The organism is Lysinibacillus sp. FSL H8-0500 (genome assembly GCF_038051955.1).
GTDB classification, from domain to species: domain Bacteria; phylum Bacillota; class Bacilli; order Bacillales_A; family Planococcaceae; genus Lysinibacillus; species Lysinibacillus macroides.
The window spans coordinates 982,516-1,005,910 of the sequence record NZ_CP150292.1; the positions used below are offsets into that span (position 1 = coordinate 982,516).

The following is a 23,395-nucleotide window of genomic DNA, read 5'->3' on the forward strand; positions in this document are numbered from 1 at the left end:
AAACAGCCGACAGTAAAATTAGACTTTCATTAGACATGATGAGCCACTGCCACCATTCAAACTTATTATGTGGACATGCACAAACATTGAAGCCACACTCTTAAAACGAACCGTATTTTGTATCCACAAGGTATCCAATTTCAAATGAAACAATTCGTGTATCGTTATGAAGGTGCCTTGAACGATATTCAAATGATGTCGTATTTCTTGGTTATTTGTACGACAGACCTGTCCAAAACCAAAAATTTGTGAGCATTATAGAGTTCGTCTACGCAGCAATAACAGACAACATAACACTGGAACAAATCAAAAATGCGCTTCAAATAGCATAAGATACTTTTCTTAACGGTAATATTTTCAATTAAAAATGTTCAATTAGAGTAGAAAATATGGGTTTTGATAGTTAATCAATTTTTATATGTAAAAAGGTTGTACGAAAGGCAGGACTTCTTTTATTATTAGGAAGTATGAAAAAAGGAGAATGACGAGATGAATGCTAATTTAGAAAAAGAGATAGTATCGCGTCGTACTTTTGCCATTATCAGTCACCCTGATGCTGGGAAAACGACGATTACAGAAAAATTACTATTGTTTGGCGGAGCGATTCGTGACGCAGGGACAGTAAAAGGGAAAAAAACAGGTAAGTTTGCCACATCTGACTGGATGGAAATCGAAAAGCAACGTGGGATTTCGGTTACATCATCCGTTATGCAATTTGATTATAATGGGTCACGTGTCAATATTTTAGATACACCTGGTCACCAAGATTTCTCAGAGGATACTTATCGTACATTGATGGCTGTTGATAGTGCGGTGATGGTGGTGGATGCTGCGAAAGGGATTGAGGCACAAACATTAAAGCTATTTAAAGTTTGTAAAATGCGTGGTATTCCAATTTTTACGTTTATTAATAAATTAGATCGTCAAGGCAAAGAGCCACTTGAGCTTATTGAAGAGCTTGAGGAGGTACTAGGTATCCAAGCATACCCAATGAACTGGCCAATTGGGATGGGTAAAGAGTTTCTTGGTATTTATGATCGTTACAATCAACGAATTGAGCAATTCCGTACAGATGAAGGGGAGCGCTTTTTACCAATTGACGACAATGGAGAGCTAGCTGTAGAGCATCCAATGAAGGTTACTTCTTATTATTCGCAGGCAATGGATGATATTTTATTATTAAATGAAGCAGGCAATGCCTATTCAGAGGAGAAAATCCGACGAGGAGAGCTAACACCTGTATTCTTTGGATCAGCCTTAACGAACTTTGGTGTGCAAACATTCCTCGAAACATATTTACAGTTTGCACCAACACCTCAGCCTCGCATTACTGAAGATGAGCAATTTATTGATCCGGTTGAACATGAGGAGTTTTCAGGCTTTATTTTCAAAATTCAAGCGAATATGAATCCTGCCCACCGTGATCGTATTGCCTTTGTGCGTATTGTTTCTGGTAAATTTGAACGCGGTATGAATATGACGCTTTCTCGTACAGGTAAATCATTTAAAGTAACACAGTCTACACAGTTCCTTGCAGATGATCGAGAGACTGTGGATGAAGCAGTTGCTGGCGATATTATCGGCTTATATGATACAGGGACATACCAAATTGGAGACACAGTTGTAGGTGGTAAGAAAACATTCCAGTTTGAAAAGTTACCACAGTTTACACCAGAGCTATTTGTACGTGTTACAGCGAAAAATGTCATGAAATCAAAGCAATTCCATAAAGGAATTTTGCAACTAGTGCAAGAGGGCGCCATTCAATACTATAAAACGCTGCATACAGAGGAAGTTATGCTTGGCGCAGTAGGCCAATTACAATTTGAAGTATTTGAGCATCGTATGAAAAATGAATACAATGTGGAAGTGAAGATGGAGCCAATTGGTTCAAAAATTGCACGCTGGATTGAAAATGAAGAGGATGTTAAAGAGTCAATGTCCTCTGGTCGATCAATGCTAGTAAAAGATCGTTTTGACAATCTTGTGTTCCTATTTGAAAATGAGTTTGCCATGCGTTGGTTTGCCGATAAAAATGAAAATATTAAACTTTATAGCCTTCTATAATCTTGAAGCACGAATCGACAATTTTGCGATTCGTGTTTTTTTACAAGGAAAAATAAGGCTGCATGTAGAATATAAACATGAATAGAACCATAAGGGAGGTTCCTTACCAGTTGATAAAATCATCTCCTTTTCGGCTATCATAGAAAGGAAGAGATAGAAAAGGAGTTTGTCTACCATGAACATTAGTAATTTTTCCATTAAAAGACCTGTCTTTACGATCGTGACAATGCTTTTTGTTATTTTATTAGGCGGGGTATCGTTATTAAAAATCCCTATTACGCTTATTCCAGAGTTAAATCCCCCAATAGGTGTGGTTGTCACCTCTTATCCTGGTGCAAGTCCAGTTGAGGTCAATGAGAAGATTACCAAGCCTTTAGAGGCAACTCTTGCAACCTTACCTGGCATCAAGAAGCTACAGTCAACCTCACAAGAAGGAACCAATTTAATTGTGCTTGAGTTTAATTGGTCCACCAACATTGAAGATGTCCAACTCGATATTTTACAGCGCATTGATATGACACCATTACCAAATGACGCAGGAAAACCAAGCTTTTTAAAATTCGATCCGTCTCAATTCCCTATTATTCAGCTATCACTACGTGCAGAAAATGATCAGGTCGATGTGCGTTTACTGGTAGAGGAACTAGAGAAGGAGCTGCAACGAGCAGAGGGAGTTGCCAGCGTAAATGTTTCTGGCAAGCTGATAGAAGAAGTACAAATTACACTAGATGAAGCAAAGCTAGTGGAAAAAGGCTTAACACAGTCAGATATTATTCAAATTGTGCAAGCAAATAATCTCTCTCTTCCTGGGGATCCTATTGTAACGGATGATGGAAAAATGTTAACAACACGTATTGTTAGTACATTATCTTCACCTGAAAGCATTGCCCAACTTATTGTCTCCGTGAATCCTTTAAATGGTGAAACATTAACAGTTGGTGATCTTGCTACGGTTGAGAGAACGGAACAACAATCACTAACAACAACACGTGCGAATGAACATCCAGCAGTGCTCATGTCTGTTTTGCAGGAATCGGGCGCAAATACAGCAGAGGTTTCAAAAGAATTCCAGCAAGCGTTAGCGGAGTTATTAACAAAAGAACAGTATAAGGGCATTACAGCGGATATATTAGTGGATCAAGGAAACTATGTAGATTTAGCTATTCAAAATATTGGCTCCTCCTTATTACTAGGTGGATTATTTGCAATGCTTATTTTGTTTGTTTTTTTACGAAATATAAAAAGTCCAATTATTATAGGAGTTGCGATTCCTTATTCAGTAATTGTCACATTTGTGTTAATGTTTTTTGCTAATTTCTCCTTAAATATTATGACATTAGGGGCACTAGCATTAGGTATTGGAATGCTTGTGGATAATGCAATTGTTGTTATTGAAAATATTGAACGACATTTAGGGCAGGAGAAAGACCCTATTGCTGCCGCAAAGGAAGGAACAAAAGAAGTAGCTCTTGCCATTACAGCGTCAACTTTCACAACGATAGTAGTATTTATTCCTGTGATGTTTATTGAAGGCTTGATTGGGCAAATTTTTACGGAATTTGCATTAACGATCTCCTTTAGTCTTTTCGCATCGTTAGTAGTGGCACTAACAGTAGTGCCAATGCTGGCAAGCCGTTTACTAAAAGCAACAACTACGAATATTTATCAAAAACGTAGTAACTCGCGCTTTTATCAACGCTATCAAGCCTCCATTGTATGGGTGCTACAGCATCGTCTGCTTGTCATTTTTGTGACCGTCCTTTGTTTTGCTGGTGCATTATTTGGAATGACAAGAATCGGTACAGAGTTTTTACCACCAACAGATGAAGGCTTTACATCGATCAGTGTTACTCTCGAAAAGGGAGTAGCTGTTACAGAAACAGAGAAGGTTGTTGAGAAAATAGAGGAGCGCTTAAAGCAGGAAAAAGATGTGGATGTCTATGTTAGCTTAATTGGCGGTACACAGCAGTCACAGTCACGCAATCAAACAAGTGCGAATCAAGCGGAGTTATCTGTCAAGCTCATTCCATTAGCAGAAAGAGAGCGTTCAATTTTTGAGTTTGTGGAGGAAGTGGAGCAGGATTTGCAAAGAGAGCTAGGCGAGCAAGCTGATATTAAATTTAGTGTATCGACAGCAACTGGTTCATCACCGAATACATTAACATTCCGCTTAACAGACTCTGATGAGCAAAGACTACAGCTTGCTGTTCATCAAGTACAGCAGGAACTACAGAATATTCCTGAAGTAACAGATATCTCTACTGATTTAGATAACACTGTACAAGAAATTCAAATCGAGGTAAATCGAGAAAAGGCGAAAGATTATGGATTTATGCCAGCACAAATTGCGCAAACCGTTAACCAAATGACAAAGGGACAATTAACATCTCAGCTTATTGCAGAAGATGGTGCTGTATTACCTGTCTATACTGGCTTTGGACAAGCATTTAATAATAGCCTTGATGCATTAAAGGCGATGCAGCTACGATCACCAGCTGGGTTATTTGTGAAATTAGAAGATATTGCAACCATTTCTATTGAGGAAGGTCCTGTTTCTATTCGCCGTTCCGATCAGGCAGCAGCGGTAGCATTTTTTGTGGATTATGAAACAAAGGAATCATTAGGCGGTATTTCTGCAAAAGTGGATAAAGCATTAGCACAAATTGATTTATCACCAACTACGCAAATTGTTTTTAGCGGGGATCGTGAGCTTTATGATAGCGCAATAGATGATATGCTGTTGGCTGTTGCTTTAGCAATTATCCTTGTTTATATTGTCATGGCTGCTCAATTTGAGTCGTTCAAGTATCCATTCGTTATTATGTTTACAGTACCATTGATGATTATTGGAGTAGCAGTAGCACTGTTCACAACACATACATTAATCGGTGTAACCTCTGTTATAGGTATATTAGTGCTTGTTGGGATCGTTGTGAATAATGGCATTGTGCTTGTTGATTATATTAATCAGCAAAAGGCAAAGGGGATGGCAAGTTATGAAGCTATTTTACTTGCTGCACAGGATCGATTACGCCCAATTTTAATGACAGCATTAACAACGATATTAGGGCTGCTACCATTGGCATTTGGTCTTGGCGAAGGTACAGAGATGAATCAGCCCATGGGGATTGCAGTAATTGGGGGGCTTGTAACCTCAACATTACTAACATTGTATATTGTACCAGTTGTCTATAGTTTAGTGGATAAAGAAACAAGGAAGATGTGATGAACTTAAGGGGGGATGGGAGATGAAGGTTCACTTTTTTACAGGTTTTCCTGGATTTATAGCAAGTCAATTAATTCAATCATTATTTCGAGAAAAACAGACACAAACAGTTATTGCCATCGTGTTAGCAGGAGAAACCATTAAGGCAAATCAGGAGAAAAATAAATTACTGGAGGAGTTTCCTGGCTGCTCCATTCATGTTGTAGAAGGGGATATTACATTACCCAATCTTGGGCTGGATGATCAGATCCTCAAGGAGATTGAACCGCAAATTGAAGTGCTTTGGCATTTAGCCGCAATTTATGATTTAGCTGTGCCGCGTGATATTGCTTGGAAGGTGAATGTGCATGGAACAACAATGGTCAATGATTTCGTGCGCAGCCTTCCCAATTTAAGGCGTTATATGTATTTTAGTACAGCCTATGTAGCTGGTACACGTGAAGGCATATTACGTGAGAATGAGCTGATTCGGCCACCAGCCTTTAAAAATTACTATGAGGAAACAAAATATGAGGCTGAGCATCGAGTAGAGGATTTAAAATCAGAAATACCGCTAACCATTATTAGACCTGGAATTGTACGGGGACATTCGGAAACGGGAGAAACGGTGAAATTTGATGGTCCGTATTTCTTTTTAAATTTAGTTGACCGTTTAAAGGGACTGCCCTTTATTCCGTACATTGGCCAATCAACAGTCACCATTAATGTAGTACCAGTTGATTATATTTTAAGGGCCTCTATTTTTCTGATGAATCAGGAAGAGGCGAAGGGGAAAACACTTCATTTAACAGACCCTAATCCGCACCCTATACAGGAAGTATATCGGACAATGGTAAAATTAATAACGAATACATATCCAAAGGGGCGTTTACCGTTTACATTAGCGAAACTCTCATTACAGGTTCCGCTTATTCGAAAAAAACTAGGGGTCGAACAAGAAACATTAGATTACTTAACGTGGAATGCTACATTTGATACCACAGAAGCACAGCAGATTTTACAAAAAGGCAGTATTACATGTCCTGATTTTATAAAGACAATGCCAAGAATGATTGAATTTTATTTAGCCAATAAAGAAAATAAAAACTATCAGGTCCAAATTAAATAATAGATATTTTTGTCAGTTATAAATGATAGTGCTATAATGTTTTAAAAGAAGTAGCTAACAGGTAATAATGATTTATCTGGTGTCATATTCACTAAAATCGAATGTGATCGTGAATAGCGCTATACGTAAAATGATGGACGTAGAATTAAGATGCTTATTTACTTAGTGAAACCTTTGCCTGAAAGAGAGGCAGGGGTTTTTTTCGATTATTCTATCGTTAAAATGGTCAGTTTAGGGGTATAGAGCTTAGAGGAGGCACAACAATGGAAGCAATTTTATTACAATATGGCTGGGTACTCATTGTACTTGTTGTATTAGAGGGCTTACTTGCTGCAGATAACGCGGTCGTAATGGCTGTAATGGTGAAGCATTTGCCACAAGAGCAACAGAAAAAGGCCTTATTTTACGGATTATTTGGCGCGCTGATTTTCCGATTCTCAGCTCTGTTTGTTATTACAGTGTTGGTCAATTATTGGCAAATTCAAGCGGTTGGTGCAGCATATTTACTATTTATGTCTGCCAAAAATATTTATGATTTGCGTAAACAGAAGGATGAACCTGAAGAAGATGCTGATAGCAATTCAGTGAAAAAGGGCTCAGGTTTCTGGTTAACAGTGCTTAAGGTAGAAGCAGCTGATATTGCATTTGCTATTGACTCCATGCTGGCAGCAGTTGCAATTGCAGTAACATTGCCACATTTAGGGGAATTTGATATTGGCGGCATCAATGGCGGACAGTTTATAGTGATGCTGCTCGGTGGATTTATCGGTGTAATTATGATGCGATTTGCAGCCCAATGGTTTGTAAAAATATTAAATGATTATCCTTCACTTGAAACAGCAGCATTTTTAATTGTAGGCTGGGTAGGTGTGAAGCTTGTTGTTTTAACATTAGCACATGAAAAGGTAGGCATATTACCTGAAGAATTTCCACATTCAACTGTATGGGAATTGACATTTTGGATTGTCTTACTGGCTATAGCATTAATCGGCTATCTTGTAGGCGTGCGTCGTCAAAAATAAAGAATATTGATGGGGAGGGATAGTTATAGCTATTCCTCTTTCTTTTTCTAGTTATTTTTTTTATACTATTATCTATCTAGTTGGGCATCCTAAGTGGGAGGAGTTGTATAAAAGTGCCTTGGAAAAAATCATCAAGTAAACTTGTTACACCATTTCAGGTACTTGTTTCTTATTATTTTATAGCTATAGCAATTTCCTTCCTGTTACTGCGACTTCCGGGCGTTCATCAAGAAGGTGTAAAGGTTTCCTTTTTAGATAGCTTATTTACAGCAGTCAGTGCAGTTAGTGTTACGGGTTTAACAACCATTAATGTTTCACAAACCTATACAACCTTTGGGCTTATCATGATTCTTGTAATTTTACAGCTAGGCGCTATTGGCATTATGTCACTGGGTACCTTTGTATGGCTGTTAATAGGGAAAAAAATTGGCATGCGTGAGCGACAGTTGATTATGATTGATCATAACCAATACAGTTTGTCAGGTGTCGTAAAATTAATTCGAGAAATTATAAAAATTTTAATCGGTATTGAAGTAATGGGAGCCTTTATTTTAACGCTTCATTTTACCAATTATTTCGATACATTCGAAGAAGCCTTTTTACATGGCGTGTTTGCTTCTATTTCTGCTACAACGAATGGAGGCTTTGATATTACAGGTCTAAGCTTATTACCGTTTCACAATGATTATTTTGTTCAAATGGTGACAATGGTACTGATCGTGTTAGGGGCTATTGGTTTTCCTGTATTAATTGAAGTAAAAACATTTTTGCTTAAACGACATATGAATTTTCGTTTTAGTTTATTTACAAAAATTACGACATCAACCTATGCGCTGTTATTTGTTGTAGGAGCCCTTGCAATTTTATTACTTGAATCATTCCATTCCTTTAAGGAGATGTCTTGGCATGAGGCTCTTTTTTCGGCAATGTTTCATTCTGTGTCCACAAGATCGGCTGGTCTAACAACGTATGATGTAACGACCTTTAGTGAAGCGACAGATATATTTATGAGCTTTCTCATGTTTATTGGTTCTTCACCAAGCTCAGTAGGTGGAGGAATACGTACCACTACTTTTGCGATAGCAATTTTATTTTTAATTACCTATGCAAGGGGAAAAGAGGAGATTCAAATATTTGGACGAGAAATTCATTTAATTGATGTTTTCCGTTCCTTTGTTGTCATTTTATTGGCGTTTTTTATGGTGCTAATCGCAACGATTATTTTGCTGATTACAGAGCCTCAAGCGTCATTAATTCAAATTATTTTTGAAATTACATCTGCATTTGGTACGTGTGGCATGTCATTAGGCATCACTTCAGATTTATCGGTGGTAGGTAAAATCATTATTATGGTGTTAATGTTTATTGGACGAGTCGGCTTAATTTCCTTCCTTTATACACTTGGCGGTGGTGGCAGAGGGAAAAAATCGAGCTTCCATTACCCGAAGGAACGTGTGATTATTGGGTAAATAACACAAAGAAAAAATGAAGCGCTTAGTAAAGCCTCTAATTTGAATATGACTTTCTTCTATTATATAGTGTGAAAAAATACTAGAAGATGTCGAATTATGTAGCTAAAGCAAGATTGGCTAAAGATAAATAGTAAGAAAACAAATACTGCCACAAAAATTTCAAATCATATTTTCCCGAATATAAATGCAATGAATGGGTATTACTTACAAAGGGAAAAGACCTTTATATAAGACCTTTGACCTAAAATGTTAGGGAGTTATTATATGAATACAATACTGATTTTGGAAAGAAGTAAATGCTATTTCAGCTAAAAAAAGAGTAGAATGAGGACGAAAAATGATAAAAATCCACCTTACATCTTTTTGGGAAGTGTAGGTGGATTTTTCCATTAGCCTATTTTAATGCTAATTGTTCAGTTTGTTCTGTAAAATGAATGGATGCAAAATAAGGAGATTGACCATGACGGAAGTAAATTAACAAATAACCGTTTCTTTGTACAATTTTGCTATTCAAGAAACTTTGATAATCAAGTGCATGGGGAATCACTAATGTATGCTTAAACAGCTCCCTCTCAGTTAGCCTGAAGCTCGCAAATTCTTCACCAGCGATCGCAGGATTTTCACGTAATGCACGATAAATAGCTTTTTGCTGTTCTTCTGTTGGTCGTTCTTTCCACCATAGTTTACGTGGCTGAAATTGCTGAGCCGACAAATAATCTAGCTGCATAAGACTTTTAATAATATCCAGATTTGCACCATCTACTGTTTCTAAAAACATTAATAGTCGACGGAATAAGTCCTCTAGCTGATGACCAATACGAGACCATCCTTTTGTTTCCCAGTATGTGCCAAAGCTTTGAAAGAAATCAAATGGTGTAGCAAAGACGGTTGTCACTAAATATTCAATCGTATAATCCATACGATGATCATTCCAATATTTCTCAAGAACATCTTCTGCATGTTTAATGCGAACGATGTCATCAAATGGTAGGACATTATTCGAAAAGATTTCATAAGGAGCTATATCCACATAGGTATAACCAAACTTTTCAGCCTCTAATCGAAGACCTGTCCCACGTAAAAGTTTTAAAAATCCAAGCTGAAGTTCCTCGGGACGCATAGCAAAAACATCGTTAAACGTTTGACAGAAGCTTGCGTAATCCTCCTCAGGCAAACCAGCAATTAAATCTAAATGCTGATCAATTTTGCCACCCTCTTTAACCATTGTCACTGTACGTTTTAATTTTTCGAAATTTTGACGGCGTTTGACAAGTGTATTCGTCAAATCATTCGTTGATTGGACACCAATTTCAAAACGGAATAACCCTTGTGGTGCATTGTCATTTAAAAATTGAATAACCTCTGGACGCATAATATCTGCCGTAATTTCAAATTGGAATACAACACCAGGCTTGTGTTCATCAATTAAAAATTGGAACATTTCCATCGCGTAGCTACGGCTAATATTAAAGGTACGGTCAACAAATTTAATGGTACGAGCTCCATGATCCATTAAGAATCGAATATCTTCTTTTATTTTTTCACGGTTAAAGTAGCGAACACCAACTTCAATAGAGGATAAACAAAATTGACAGCTAAATGGGCAACCACGACTTGTTTCAATATACTGAATTCGTTTACTTAAATGTGGTAAATCCTCCTTGAAACGAAATGGACTTGGTAATTCACGTAAATCAATTTTTTGTGGCTGCGCGTGAATTTTTACTTTACCCTCCTCCAAATAACAAATTCCAGGAACATCCTCAAGTAATATCTCACCGTGTAAATAGTGTAATAGTTGTTTAAACGAAGTTTCCCCTTCTCCCATCACAATAAAATCTACTTCTGGAATATGGCGTAGCCAATGATGGGAATCATAGGAAACTTCAGGTCCTCCAAGCAAAATTTTAACATGAGGACAGACGGTTTTTAACATTTTAATAACATGAATCGTTTCTTCGATATTCCAAATGTAACAGCTAAATCCAACAATATCAGGTTTTTTTTGGAATAAATCTGATACAATATTAAAAGCGGGATCTTTAATTGTATACTCTGCTATAATTGGATTAAAATCTGGTAAAGCAGCACCTTTTAAATAGCGCAATGCTAAATTTGTGTGTATATACTTGGCATTTAAAGTCGTTAAAATAGTATTCATACAATAATCTTCCTTTCAGTATTTAATTGTAACAGTCAAGTATCTGACATACAATATAATTCTTTTTACCTATTTATTTTGTGAACGGTTCGTGAAATAATTTAAAATACTTAAATTTACTAAATTTTGTAATAATAGAATCGTACGATCATAAAGTATAGTAAAGACTCAAAATTCGATTTAGAGGTTTTTTACTCTTTTGAAAGGTTCGGTGAGAAAGTTGAAGCAAAATGATATTAATCAATGTTTTGGAAATCTTATGAAAAGTACTTCGTCACCAACACTTATACTCAATAAAGCAGGGAAAATTTTGAACGTCAATGAGGCTGCTAGCCAACTATTTAATCTTAATTTAACGTATATGGGTTACTTAACGATGGACGAGCCATCTAATTTAAAATGGGCAAAATTCGTCAAACAATTACAGCGTGATTTACGATCAGAAGAAATCTTTAATATTCAAATAGCTGGAAATGAGTTTGAAATGCTGTCATTTAAGTGTTTTTACGACTCACATACAGAAGAAATTGTTGCACAAATTTCAACATTAACAGATGATGTTGCTCATAAATTATACGTTAGTCAAGCGCATGAAAAATCCCAATCTTTTAATGCTTATGATTATTTGCCTTATGCTATTATTGTAAGTGATGCTAGTGGCATTATTCTTGGGCTTAATAGGTATGCAGAAATGTTTCTTAAAGTAGAAAATTCGCAGCTTCTCCATAAAGCGCATCAGCATATATTTGATTCATTTACATTAAAAAAAGGGCAGATTACCGCCTATCTTTCGAAGTTGATGGGTGACAAGCATGCAAGTATTCATGTAGTGGATGAAACACAGGTTAGCAGTACATGCTACTATGAAATTTCCAGTATTTTTGACGAGTACAATAATATTATTGTTACGGTGATCAATGACGAAACAGAAAAAAAGCAATTGCAGCATAAAGTCGAGCATCAACAAGCCTTAAATGTTGTTGGACAGATGGCTGCAAGTATTGCACATGAGATCCGTAATCCATTAACTTCACTAAAAGGGTTTACTGAATTATTAAAGTTAAACGCTGATGATGAATCACGTATGTATCTCTCTGTAATTGATAGTGAGCTCCAACGAATGGAACAAATTTTGTCTGAGCTTTTGGTATTGTCCAAGCCAACAACCATGAAAATGGAATTATTAGAGCTAGATCAACTTGTGAAACAGGTCATTGAATTTATGTTGCCAGATGCACTCATGAAAGATATTGTGATTCAGTATATTTCTCCTTCTCAACAGATATATATCGGTGGGAATGAAAACCGATTAAAGCAAGTATTTGTGAATTTAATTAAAAATGCGATGGAATCTATGCATAGTGGCGGCACAATTACGATTGAAATGGTGACCAATGACTGTGCAATTGCTGAATTAATAATTAAAGATGAAGGTGCTGGTATGGACAGCACAACATTAAAAAATCTATTCCAGCCTTTTTACACAACTAAAACAAAAGGCACAGGATTAGGCCTTGCTTTTGTAAAAAAGGTGATTGAAGAGCATGATGGTGCAATAGGCGTTAATAGTGAGCTACAGAAGGGAACATGCTTCCATCTACAGTTTCCAATATACACATTTAATCAAATGGATACGCTGGAAGTGTCCACAAAAAACTCTGCATATTTAGTAACATAATGAGAGTAAAAATAGTTGCTTGAAGAATAGTATACAGGCTAAATGAAATCTTGCTTTTGACAATGCTTTTCTAATATCGCTATAATGTCAAGTAGAAGAGCGAAGCGAAAGGGAAAAGGATATGACGTCAGAAGATTTAAAGCAATCTTTAAAATTATATATTGTATTATCACGTGCATTGAAAGCTATTAACGAGACAACACATCAATTATTTCAGGAAAATGGCTTAAACCCAACTGAATTTGCTGTTTTAGAGCTTCTTTATCATAAAGGAAGACAGCCATTACAGCAAATAGGCAATAAAATTTTACTTGCCAGTGGGTCTATTACGTATGTCATTGATAAGCTTGAAAAGAGAGGCTATTTACTACGTGTTTCATGTCCATCAGATCGTCGTGTTACGTATGCAGAAATTACCGCAGAAGGTGAGGCTTTCATGGGAGAGCTTTTCCCAAAACACGAAAAGCATCTACATGAATTAATGAGTGTGCTATCTCCAGCAGAGCAAGAGCAAGCCATTATATTATTAAAGAAAATTGGTCTTTCTATTAAAGATTTATCTTACTAAAAAAGTTGTCTCATTGAATTGAGACAGCTTTTTTATATACACATAATAGAGACTATAGACAACGTTGTGTCTATAGTCTCTTTAGGTCTATCAAGCATTATTTTTTAGAAATCGTTGCAGCCATGTTTAACATAGCATCTGTTAAATCTTGCTTATCATTATCGTGGATTGTTATTTTTGTAATAAGGCCATCTTTTTCAAAAACAACCCCAATTACTTTTTCTGTGTCAAAGTCAACAACATAACCCTCAATATTTTGAACATCCTTAAATGCTGCTAATTCATCGGCAGATAATGCTACTGTTTCGCCCACAGCATTCATATAATCCTGCATAGTTGTTTTCACATTGGCAAAGCTTGATTGTGAAGCATCAATTGCTTCAATGCGCATAAATACTTCATCATCCTCATTCGATACGAGCATATCCTTACCAGGCTCTTCCTGTGTTAATGTAAATCCTGGAAGTTGTTGTAATTTGTAGCCTTGATCAACACTGTTGGCTTCAGCGGCAGTTTCAGTTTTATCTTCACCATTTTGAACGTAGTTTACATCTTGTTGAGATTGCCCATTCGTACCGTCTTCCTCTGTATCATTCGTTACAGGTGTATCAACGTTCTCCTCTGGCTCTTGTGATTCATCGGGTGTTTCATTATCGGATGGTTGTTGCTCAGCACCAGTATCAGATGGCTCATTTTGTTCGGCATCTGCATCTCCTGTTTTTTCAGAAGTATTACAGCCTACAAATAATACGGCTGTTAGTAATAATGCAAGGATAGAAAATAATTTTTTTTGCATAAAAAACCCTCCCTTTCTAAGTTAAACGTCTGTAAAGATAAAATGTTTCCAGCTTTTAATGTTATGATGTTAAAGGTAATACTAAAAATAATAATAGTACAAAAACAACATGGGCTACAATAACAAGAGGCATGCTTTTACGCCATTCATATAAAAAGCCCCAAATAAGACTTGCAACAAGTGCAGCTATTACACCCAATATAAAGCCGCTAAGAGCAATCGATATAGCACATAATATAGCGGTAACGATAACCGCCAAAACTGGACTCATAAAGCGTTTTAGCTGTTGTTGGACATAACCACGCCAAAATAGCTCTTCACCAATGGCAACGATAAAAACAAGTAGAGCATAGTGCCAAATATTTTGTGGTCCATAGTTTGCTAAAAACTTTTGAACAGATTGTACTAAATGATTATCAATATATGGGGCGAGCCAATAACCCAAGCGGATAACCCCATATGTGATGGTACCGTAGCCAACACCAAAGAGTAAAAATTGCCATGTTGGTATTTGATCTTCAATCGACCCTGCTAGAATGGCGATGGCAATACATACGAGTAAAGTAAATGCATACATGTACCAAAAGACGGCTTGGTTAGCAAAGGTAAAAGCAAGCATACCATAAACGAATAATAAAGAAAGGAGAAGTATGATTGTTTGTTTCGAATTTGTTAACATATTCGACCTCCATGCTTTAATTTTATCAAAAAAAAAGCCCCATATCATCTATAAAGACAAATAGGGACTATTCAGACTTTTAATTTAAGCTTCATTTGTATATAAAATTTTATAGCGTTTATGATTGACGACTGTTTTTTCTTCAATTTCAAGGGAATTAAAATTCTCCATATATGTTAAATTAACAATTACGGAATTTTCATTGACCTTTTCAACAATCCCTTGAAGACCATTTTTAAACTCGATAATATTTCCAACTTCAGCTATTTTCACAGACAGTCAGCTCCTTCATCGACTAATAATATACAGTTTGCATGAAAATTTGATAAACGTAAAGCTTTTTTTAAATAATTCAAAATTTATCTTTATTACATCTTCTCACCATAACTTATAGTTGACTTACCCTTTGGGAGTGTGTTTTCTTGCAGTCGCACAGAGCAAAGCTACCAGAGGGCGTTGGAGGGGCTACTTTACTCGTTAAAGGTAAAAAGGCCATCAACTTGTCACAACCCCCCTAAGAGCGATCCTAACGACGCTCTAGTCAACTATTATGTCGTTTTAAAGCGTCAATCACATTTTCTGGTGACGAAATTTTATGACACAAAAATGATGTTATAATAGAAAGGAATGAAATTAATGGAAAAATACGAAAATATGCTTAAACAATTACAAAATGGGGAAATAAAAAGTATTGAAATCCAAAAGGAAGAATTTTATGATTTTAGGGAAATACTAGTGAAGCATCCTTTATTTAAACATTTCAGAGGTGAGGCTAAGCAAAGCGGACGGATTATTTATACGTATAGTGAAATCCCTAGAAGTTAATTTGTCGAACATTGTCGTAAGTTAATGCTGTAAGAAATAAAATATAAATGTATAATAATGGTATGATTATTTGTATGTGGAGGGTTGTATGAATGGTCAATCTACTCTTGAAACAAATGGAACAAACGCGTGAGATGATGATTCGCTCAGGTGTAGAAAATGGGTTACAAAATGCAAAAACCATTCAACTGAGTCGTAGGTTAGACCAGTTAATGAATACTTATTATAGACAGACTGCATTTGAGGACGAAAAGGAACAAGACGCGGAAGAGGATTGTTCTAATATTGACAGGGTATAACATTTTAAAAATATATGTTTAAAATGTGCTCTGTTGGGGAATAACTTATTATGAACACAGCAACATTCTCATTTCCCCCTTTAGAGCAGTGATCCCCCAATCACTCGCTCTTTTTTTCTTATTTGACATATACAGGTTACAAGAATAGTTTGAATTATTTTATTTATTCGCCTAAACTGGAGAAATAAGAAGAATTTGTCGACAAAGGAGTAAGTACATATGAGTAGACAACGTATTGCATTTATTGGAGCGGGTGTGATGGGTGCTAGTATTATTAAGCATTTATTACAAAATGGGCATGAAGTAACCGTATATACAAGAACGAAGGCAAAAGCAGAACCGCTTATAGCATTAGGAGCATCATGGGCAAGCACGCCAGCTGAGGCATTTCAGAATACAGAAATAGCATTTACAATGGTTGGTTATCCTTCCGATGTTGAAGAAGTGTACTTTGGAGAAACAGGGCTGTTTCAAACAGCAGTGGCTGGCAATATTGTGATTGATATGACGACTTCAGAGCCATCCTTAGCAAAGAAAATTTTTGAACATGCACAAAAAATCGGCGTTGAGGCTTTAGATGCACCTGTTTCTGGGGGAGATATTGGGGCTCAAAATGGCACATTGTCGATTATGATTGGTGGTAATCAAGCTACATATAATAAAATTTTACCTATTATGAAGCATTTTGGTGAAAATATTGTTTATCAGGGCGAAGCAGGGGCCGGACAGCATACAAAGATGTGTAATCAAATTGTTATTGCTTCTGGTATGATTGGGGTTTGTGAATCATTGGCTTATGGTTTAAAGGCAGGGCTGGACTTAGCGACTGTCTTGCAATCTATCTCCTCTGGGGCAGCCGGCTCTTGGTCATTAAGTAATTTAGCCCCTCGTATGATAAAAGAAGACTTTGCACCAGGTTTTTATATTAAACACTTTGTCAAGGATATGAAAATTGCTTTAGACGAATCAAAAAAGATGGGTATTTCGTTACCAGGTCTTGCTTTAGCCTTTGAAATGTATGAAAAGCTCGTTGAAGAGGGCTATGCTGATAATGGCACACAAGCGCTTTTGAAATATTACGAATAATCGATTGAACGCAGCCTAAAGTATCTTCCCTGTTTGGAGAAGATACTTTAGGCTTTTTTATGATTGGCTGATAGCTGTGGCTTTAACTGTAGAAGATGGGGCTAGTTTTTTTACTATTTATATTATTGCTTTTTGGTTATGCTGGATTGAATTTCCTGCTATATTGTAAATAATATTAATTTTCTTTAAAAAAAGATAATATTTATTACAAAGAAAAATTATTTGATTATTATAGAGAGTAGAGGGAGGGTTTTATGAAGAAAAACGGAGCAATAGATGGACAACATCGAAGTCAGCTAGCGATTTACTTATCGTTGCCAATACTGTCGTGGGCATTTTACGATTTTGCTAATACAATATTTTCCTCCAATATCAATACTGTATTTTTCCCATTTTATATGGATGAAGTGTTGGGAACAAATGAAGTAATGCAGCAGGTAGCAAGTACGTTTATTTCTTACGCCAATGCTATTGCAAGCTTTCTATTAGTCATTTTTTCTCCACTCTTTGGTGTATGGATTGATAATACAGGCTATAAAAAGAAATTTATTGTATGGTTTGCCTCTATTTCCATTCTATTTACGTTTATGATGGGGGTTTTTGCTAATTTACAAACAACGGTCCATTATTCAGGGGCGCCGTTAAGCTTATTTTTAGTAGTTATTAGTTTTGTGATTGCTAAATTTTTCTTTAATTCCAGTCTTGTATTCTATGATTCAATGATGGGTGATTTAGGAACAAAAGAGGAGATGCCTCTGATCTCTGGTTATGGTGTTGCCATTGGATATCTTGGTACAATTTTTGGCTTACTGGTTTATTTATATGTGGGCAATAGTGATTTTCATCGAGCATTTATCCCAACAGCTATTTTATATTTATTATTTTCATTACCTTTATTTTTTATTAATAAAGATACACCGATTCCAAAATCAGAGCGAAAACCGATTAAATTTTTTGATGGCTATAAAGAAATTATTCAAACCTTTAAGGATATGAAGCAATATAAAGCGATTTTTACCTTTATGATTGCTTATTTCTTTTTAAATGATGCGATTGCTACAACGATTGCGATGATGGCTGTTTATGCTACGACGATTGTTGGCTTTAGCTCTGGTCAATTTATCGTTCTTTATTTAGTCTCTACTATCTCAACCATTATAGGTTCTCTTGCATTTGGCTATATTACAAAAAGTATAGGAGCTAAGCGCGCCATTACCATTGTAGCATTCATTATGATTGTCGCTTTAGTGTTTGCTACTGTTGCAACAGCACAATGGATGTTTTGGCTTGCTGGCAGTCTATTTGGTGTATCTCTTGGATCGATGTGGGTAACATCGCGGACGTATATTATTGAATTATCACCAACCGAGAAACGTGGCCAGTTTTTTGGCTTATTTGCTTTTTCAGGGAAAGTTTCCTCTATTATCGGTCCAGCTATCTATGGAACAGTGACATTGTGGCTAAAGGATTACGGTACGCTAGCAAGTCGTGTAGCATTATCTACCTTGATTGTGATGACAGTGATTGGTTTATTGGTACATCTAAAAGTTAATGATAAAAATGGAAATCGCAAGTAGGAGAAATGTATTGCCTATGATACAATTGAATTATAAATAGAAGTAGAGAAAGGAGCGGGGTTGCATTGGAACATAAAGGCATATTATTAGAAAGTGGCACAAATGAGCTGGAAATCGTTGAATTTGAAGTAGCGAATAATAAATTTGGCATTAATGTTATTAAAGTCAAAGAGATTATTCAACCGATACCAGTGACATTTATTCCACACGCGCACCCGCATGTAGAAGGGATTATTCAATTACGCGGTGAGGTATTACCAGTTGTGGATATGCTGCGAGTATTAGGCATTCAAGGGGTAGAACGTAATCCACAGCAAAAATATATCGTTGCAGAATTTAATAAACAACGCGTTGTTTTCCATGTGGATAATGTAACACAAATTCATCGTATTTCCTGGGATCAAATTGAAAAACCTTCTGATATGTATCAAGGGGGAACTTCACAAGTCATCGGTGTTATAAAGCAAAATGAACAGATGATTTTGCTACTAGATTTCGAAAGAATTATGGTAGATATTAACCCTGAGTCAGGTATTAGTGTGGAATCCGTGAAGAAGCTTGGAAAACGTGATCGCAGTGAAAAGCGCATTTTAATTGCAGAAGATTCACCATTATTACGCAAATTATTATTTGATACGATGAATGAAGCTGGCTATAGCAATCTTGAATTCTTTGAAAACGGCCGTGATGCCTATGAGTATTTAGAGGGAATTGTAAAAGGTGGTAGTGATATAAGTGAGCATATTCAATTGGTGGTAACAGATATTGAAATGCCACAAATGGATGGTCATCATTTGACACGCAAAATCAAAGAGCATCCTGATTTACAAAAGCTTCCTGTTATTATTTTCTCAAGTCTCATTACAGATGATCTTCGTCATAAGGGTGATCAAGTAGGAGCAGAGGATCAAATTAGTAAGCCAGAAATTGCAGAGCTTATTTTACGTATAGACCAATTGATTTTGTGATGTATATGCCTTACACGATACTTGACAATTTTAATAATGGGTATCCTGCGAGTATATGAATAAATGAAAGAAAAGTCGGATGCCTGAAAGGGTCCGACTTTTTTGTATAGTACAACACACCATGTACAAAATAACAGAATGATACACTTGAAGGACGTGATGATTTGAATGAATTAAAAACAGCCATTATTGATATCGGCTCAAATACCATTCGATTAGTATTATATCAGTACAATTATGAAGAGGGGCTTCATGAGTTAGGCAATATTAAAACGGTAGCACGTTTGCGTACGTATATACAGCCCTCGGGAGAGATGTCTGAAGATGGCATTCAAGTGTTATCCGAAACTTTATTAACATTTAAAGCAATGCTTGAGGAATTTGAAATAACGGATGTTAAAGCGGCTGCAACGGCTGCTATTCGACAAGCCACAAATCGTGATCAAATCATTACACAAATGAAGGAACAAACAGGTATCCAAATAGAGCTTTTATCAGAAGAGGAAGAAGCCTATTTTGGCTATGTTGCGGTTGCTTATTCAATGGGCACAACGTCTGCCGTGACCATTGATATTGGCGGAGGAAGTACCGAAATCACGCTATTTGAAAATAAAGAGCTACAGCAATCACATAGTTTTCCATTTGGAACAGTGTCGTTAAAGCAACGCTTTGTAAAGGGGGACATCATCAATAGCAGTGAAAAGAAGGAGCTAATTGCCTTTGTGAAAGAGCAGTTCCAAACACTTCCTTGGATACAGAATGTCGGTTTACCTATTATTGCAATTGGTGGGAGTGCACGTAATATTGCACAAATTCACCAGCAAAAGCATGATTACCCTATTGCAAGTGTGCATGGCTATGCTATGGCAAAGGAAGATTTAGATGATCTCAGCTCATTTTTAGGGCAGTTAAGCTTTCAAGAGTTAAATCAGCTTGATGGGCTTTCATCTGATCGTGCAGATATTATTGTTCCTGCATTAGAGGTATTTAGAGTATTGATGGAGGTGGTTGGAAGTGAATCATTCCAGCTTACAAAAAAAGGCTTACGTGAAGGACTTATTATTCAACGTATTTTGCAAACCGAGGGAAACGCCTTTGATAAATATAACGTATTTGAAGGAAATGTAAGAAGGCTAGCACGTCAATATGGACGTACAGAAATGGAAGTTAATTATTTAAAGCATTTAGCAGACCAGTTATATCGTAAATGTTGTCATTTAGGATATTTACAATATAATACAAAAGATTTACAATTATTAGTAAAGGCAGCGAAGGTATTTAATATAGGCGAGTATATTGAATTAAGCTCTGCAAGCCAGCATACATTTTATTTGATTGCCAATCAATCCATTGACGGGTTAAATCATCAAGAAAGAGTGATCCTCGCATTGCTTGCCTCGTATAAAAATAAAGACTATTTTCAACGATTTGCGGCTCCCTTTACAACATGGATGAGCCAAGAGGAATATCGTAAAATACGTAATTTTGGAGGGCTATTAAAATTTGTCTATGCTTTGAATGTTTCGAAGCGCAATGTGGTGCAGGCACTGGAAATGCATACAGAAGAAGATTATGTAGAGCTCGATATTTATATGAAAAATAATGCAGCAGCCGAAAAATACCAAGTGCATCGACATAAAAAACATTTGGAACGAGCATTAAAAGTGCCATTAAAAATTAATTTTATTGAAGAAGGGTGGAAGAATGTATGACAACTGAAGTGACAAATAATGAATTACATGAGGAAGAGTTCTCAGAGCATAGTCGGTTATTAGAGGAAATTACTAAGCCCCAGTATTATAATAATCGCGAATTAAGCTGGCTTGCTTTTAATGAACGCGTATTAGAAGAAGCAGAGGATGTTAATAATCCCCTGCTAGAGCGTTTGAAGTTTTTAGCCATTTTTAGTTCAAATTTAGATGAATTTTTTATGGTGCGTGTCGCAGGGCTTCAGGATCAGGTTCGTGCGGGTTTTCATAAGCCAGAAAATAAATCGGGTTTAACCCCAAAGGAACAATTAGCAAAAATAGCAGAGCGTACCCAGGCTCTTGTACGTCGACAAACAGAAGTATATCGACATTTAATTTATGATTTATTACCACAACATAATGTACATATTGCAGATATAAAAGATTTGAATCGTGAACAAAAAGCATATATTAATGAAATGTTTGCGGAAACTATTTTCCCAGTTTTAACACCTATAGCGGTAGATGCCTATCGACCCTTCCCGATCCTGCTTGGTAAAACTTTAAATTTACTTGTACTACTAGAGCAGGATGAGGAAGACCTAGAGAATCGCGAGAGGGTTGCAATTGTACAAGTGCCTTCTGTACTAGATCGATATATTAAAGTGCCATCTGAAGAGGGAAAAACAGTTGTTGTGTTATTAGAGGATGTTATTGTTGCACATATTGAAAAGCTATTTTATGGATATAGTGTCAAATCGGCTCAAGCATTCCGTTTAACAAGAAATGCAGATTTAACCATTCATGAGGAAGGTGCGAGAGATCTGTTAGTTGAAATTGAAAAAGAGCTGAAAAAACGAAAATGGGGAGTAGGTAGTCGCCTCGAAGTTCGTGTAGGAGAAATGAACGATGAAGTGCTTCAGTATTTGTTAGAAGAATTTGAAATTGAGGAAACGGATGTTTTTCATATTGATGGTCCTTTAGATTTAACATTTATGTTCTCCTTTGTTAAAGGGATATCCGTAGGCCGCGAGCACTTAGAGTATGAAAGCTTCTTCCCACAGCCACCTTTAGATGTCCAGTCAGATGAAAATATTTTTGAAAAGGCTTTACAGCAAGATATATTCTTCCATCACCCATATGAATCATTTGTGCCGATTGTTGATTTTATTGCAGAAGCAGCTGTTAATCCAGATGTCCTTGCAATTAAACAAACATTGTATCGAGTAAGTGGCAATTCACCCATTATTCAAGCATTAAAGCTTGCTGCTGAAAATGGCAAGCAAGTAACAGTATTAGTCGAGCTAAAGGCACGTTTTGATGAAGAAAATAATGTACATTGGGCAAAACAATTAGAGCAAGCAGGCTGCCTCGTAATTTACGGTATGAATAATTTAAAAACCCATTCCAAAATAACGCTTATCGTTAGTCGTCAGCATGGCAAAATTGAGCGCTTTGTGCATCTTGGAACAGGCAATTATAATGATGCTACTGCAAAAATTTATACGGATATGGGCATCATAACGACAGATAAAGAATTTGGCATCGATGCGACAAACTTCTTTAACTACCTAAGTGGTTATACAGAGAAACCTACATTTAATCATTTGGTCGTGGCTCCTTTTGATATCCGAGATGAATTTATACGATTAATGGATGAGGAAATTGCTTGTCATAAAAAATATGGTAATGGTTTTATTCGTGCAAAAATGAATTCACTGACAGACAAGGATTTAATGATGAAGCTATATGAGGCATCAATTGCAGGTGTAAAGGTGGAGCTTATTATACGAGGTACTTGCTGTTTAAGACCCGGCATTCCTGGTATTAGTGAAAATATTACAGTGACAAGTATAGTTGGCCGTTTCCTTGAGCATTCTCGTATTTACTGGTTCCATCATAATGGAGAAAATAAAATCTATTTATCTTCCGCGGATATGATGACACGCAATATGGTTAAACGTGTAGAAATTTTATTCCCTGTATATGCAAATGATATAAAAACTCGTATTATTGACATTATGAATACGCAATTAATGGATACTGCAAAAGCGCGTATTCAAGACTCGAATGGTAAATATCATTATAAAGAGTTTAATCGGGGTGAAGATCCGATTAATAGTCAGGAGATTTTCTTACAGGAAGCATTAAAGCCTACGCTAGACGAAGAATAGA

Annotated in this window: 18 protein-coding genes; 14 read left to right on the plus strand and 4 right to left on the minus strand. The window is 36.3% G+C overall.

Translation table 11 applies throughout. The features are described 5' to 3' along the window. Positions 1 to 489: 489 nt before the first annotated feature. From MHB44_RS04510 to MHB44_RS04530, 5 genes are all read left to right on the plus strand, one after another. Positions 490 to 2,067, plus strand: coding sequence for a peptide chain release factor 3 (locus tag MHB44_RS04510; RefSeq protein ID WP_341301724.1), 1,578 nt, complete (start codon positions 490 to 492; stop codon positions 2,065 to 2,067). A gap of 175 nt (positions 2,068 to 2,242) precedes the next feature. Continuing rightward, positions 2,243 to 5,293 (plus strand): efflux RND transporter permease subunit, encoded by a 3,051-nt coding sequence (locus tag MHB44_RS04515; protein WP_341301725.1) that lies wholly within the window; start codon positions 2,243 to 2,245, stop codon positions 5,291 to 5,293. 22 nt (positions 5,294 to 5,315) lie between these two features. Then, positions 5,316 to 6,401 carry an SDR family oxidoreductase gene (locus MHB44_RS04520; protein ID WP_341301726.1) on the plus strand — a complete coding sequence of 362 codons (1,086 nt, stop codon included), beginning with the start codon at positions 5,316 to 5,318 and terminating at the stop codon, positions 6,399 to 6,401. Between the two features lie 263 nt (positions 6,402 to 6,664). After that, entirely contained in the window at positions 6,665 to 7,423 is a 759-nt protein-coding gene (locus tag MHB44_RS04525; protein WP_341301727.1) for a TerC family protein, read from the plus strand. A 113-nt stretch (positions 7,424 to 7,536) separates the two neighbouring features. After that, the gene (locus MHB44_RS04530) at positions 7,537 to 8,892 is read left to right on the plus strand and encodes a potassium transporter TrkG (protein WP_341301728.1); all 1,356 of its coding nucleotides are present in this window, start codon (positions 7,537 to 7,539) and stop codon (positions 8,890 to 8,892) included. Positions 8,893 to 9,289: 397 nt separating this feature from the next. Here MHB44_RS04530 and MHB44_RS04535 read toward each other — a convergent pair whose 3' ends face one another. After that, positions 9,290 to 11,056 carry a B12-binding domain-containing radical SAM protein gene (locus MHB44_RS04535; protein WP_341301729.1) on the minus strand — a complete coding sequence of 589 codons (1,767 nt, stop codon included), beginning with the start codon at positions 11,054 to 11,056 and terminating at the stop codon, positions 9,290 to 9,292. 310 nt (positions 11,057 to 11,366) lie between these two features. Between MHB44_RS04535 and MHB44_RS04540 the strand changes: the two genes are divergently transcribed. Continuing rightward, positions 11,367 to 12,734 carry an ATP-binding protein gene (locus MHB44_RS04540; protein WP_341301730.1) on the plus strand — a complete coding sequence of 456 codons (1,368 nt, stop codon included), beginning with the start codon at positions 11,367 to 11,369 and terminating at the stop codon, positions 12,732 to 12,734. A 121-nt stretch (positions 12,735 to 12,855) separates the two neighbouring features. Further along, the gene (locus MHB44_RS04545; RefSeq protein ID WP_341301731.1) at positions 12,856 to 13,302 is read left to right on the plus strand and encodes a MarR family transcriptional regulator; all 447 of its coding nucleotides are present in this window, start codon (positions 12,856 to 12,858) and stop codon (positions 13,300 to 13,302) included. A 97-nt stretch (positions 13,303 to 13,399) separates the two neighbouring features. Here MHB44_RS04545 and MHB44_RS04550 read toward each other — a convergent pair whose 3' ends face one another. From MHB44_RS04550 to MHB44_RS04560, 3 genes are all read right to left on the minus strand, one after another. Then, positions 13,400 to 14,098: a hypothetical protein gene (locus MHB44_RS04550; protein WP_341301732.1), complete on the minus strand. Its 699-nt coding sequence runs from the start codon at positions 14,096 to 14,098 to the stop codon at positions 13,400 to 13,402. A 61-nt stretch (positions 14,099 to 14,159) separates the two neighbouring features. Beyond that, positions 14,160 to 14,777: a type II CAAX endopeptidase family protein gene (locus MHB44_RS04555; protein ID WP_341301733.1), complete on the minus strand. Its 618-nt coding sequence runs from the start codon at positions 14,775 to 14,777 to the stop codon at positions 14,160 to 14,162. Positions 14,778 to 14,861: 84 nt separating this feature from the next. Then, positions 14,862 to 15,050: a DUF2187 family protein gene (locus MHB44_RS04560; RefSeq protein ID WP_053993713.1), complete on the minus strand. Its 189-nt coding sequence runs from the start codon at positions 15,048 to 15,050 to the stop codon at positions 14,862 to 14,864. A gap of 363 nt (positions 15,051 to 15,413) precedes the next feature. On the opposite strand from MHB44_RS04560, the gene MHB44_RS04565 reads away from it, so the two are divergent. The 7 genes from MHB44_RS04565 (at position 15,414) to MHB44_RS04595 (ending at position 23,394) form a co-directional block, all read left to right on the plus strand. After that, entirely contained in the window at positions 15,414 to 15,602 is a 189-nt protein-coding gene (locus tag MHB44_RS04565; protein ID WP_341301734.1) for a hypothetical protein, read from the plus strand. 92 nt (positions 15,603 to 15,694) lie between these two features. Continuing rightward, on the plus strand, positions 15,695 to 15,901 hold the full coding sequence (locus MHB44_RS04570) for an aspartyl-phosphate phosphatase Spo0E family protein (RefSeq protein ID WP_341301735.1): 207 nt from the start codon (positions 15,695 to 15,697) through the stop codon (positions 15,899 to 15,901). Positions 15,902 to 16,120: 219 nt separating this feature from the next. Further along, positions 16,121 to 16,987 carry an NAD(P)-dependent oxidoreductase gene (locus MHB44_RS04575; protein WP_341301736.1) on the plus strand — a complete coding sequence of 289 codons (867 nt, stop codon included), beginning with the start codon at positions 16,121 to 16,123 and terminating at the stop codon, positions 16,985 to 16,987. A gap of 254 nt (positions 16,988 to 17,241) precedes the next feature. After that, positions 17,242 to 18,564, plus strand: a complete 1,323-nt coding sequence (locus tag MHB44_RS04580) for an MFS transporter (protein WP_341301737.1) — start codon at positions 17,242 to 17,244, stop codon at positions 18,562 to 18,564. Between the two features lie 65 nt (positions 18,565 to 18,629). Further along, positions 18,630 to 19,532, plus strand: coding sequence for a chemotaxis protein (locus MHB44_RS04585; RefSeq protein ID WP_053993718.1), 903 nt, complete (start codon positions 18,630 to 18,632; stop codon positions 19,530 to 19,532). 164 nt (positions 19,533 to 19,696) lie between these two features. Continuing rightward, complete coding sequence (locus MHB44_RS04590) at positions 19,697 to 21,244, plus strand: Ppx/GppA phosphatase family protein (protein WP_341301738.1); 1,548 nt, start codon at positions 19,697 to 19,699, stop codon at positions 21,242 to 21,244. After that, positions 21,241 to 23,394: an RNA degradosome polyphosphate kinase gene (locus MHB44_RS04595; RefSeq protein ID WP_341301739.1), complete on the plus strand. Its 2,154-nt coding sequence runs from the start codon at positions 21,241 to 21,243 to the stop codon at positions 23,392 to 23,394. The genes MHB44_RS04590 and MHB44_RS04595 overlap by 4 nt, the downstream gene beginning before the upstream one ends. Position 23,395 lies beyond the last annotated feature (1 nt).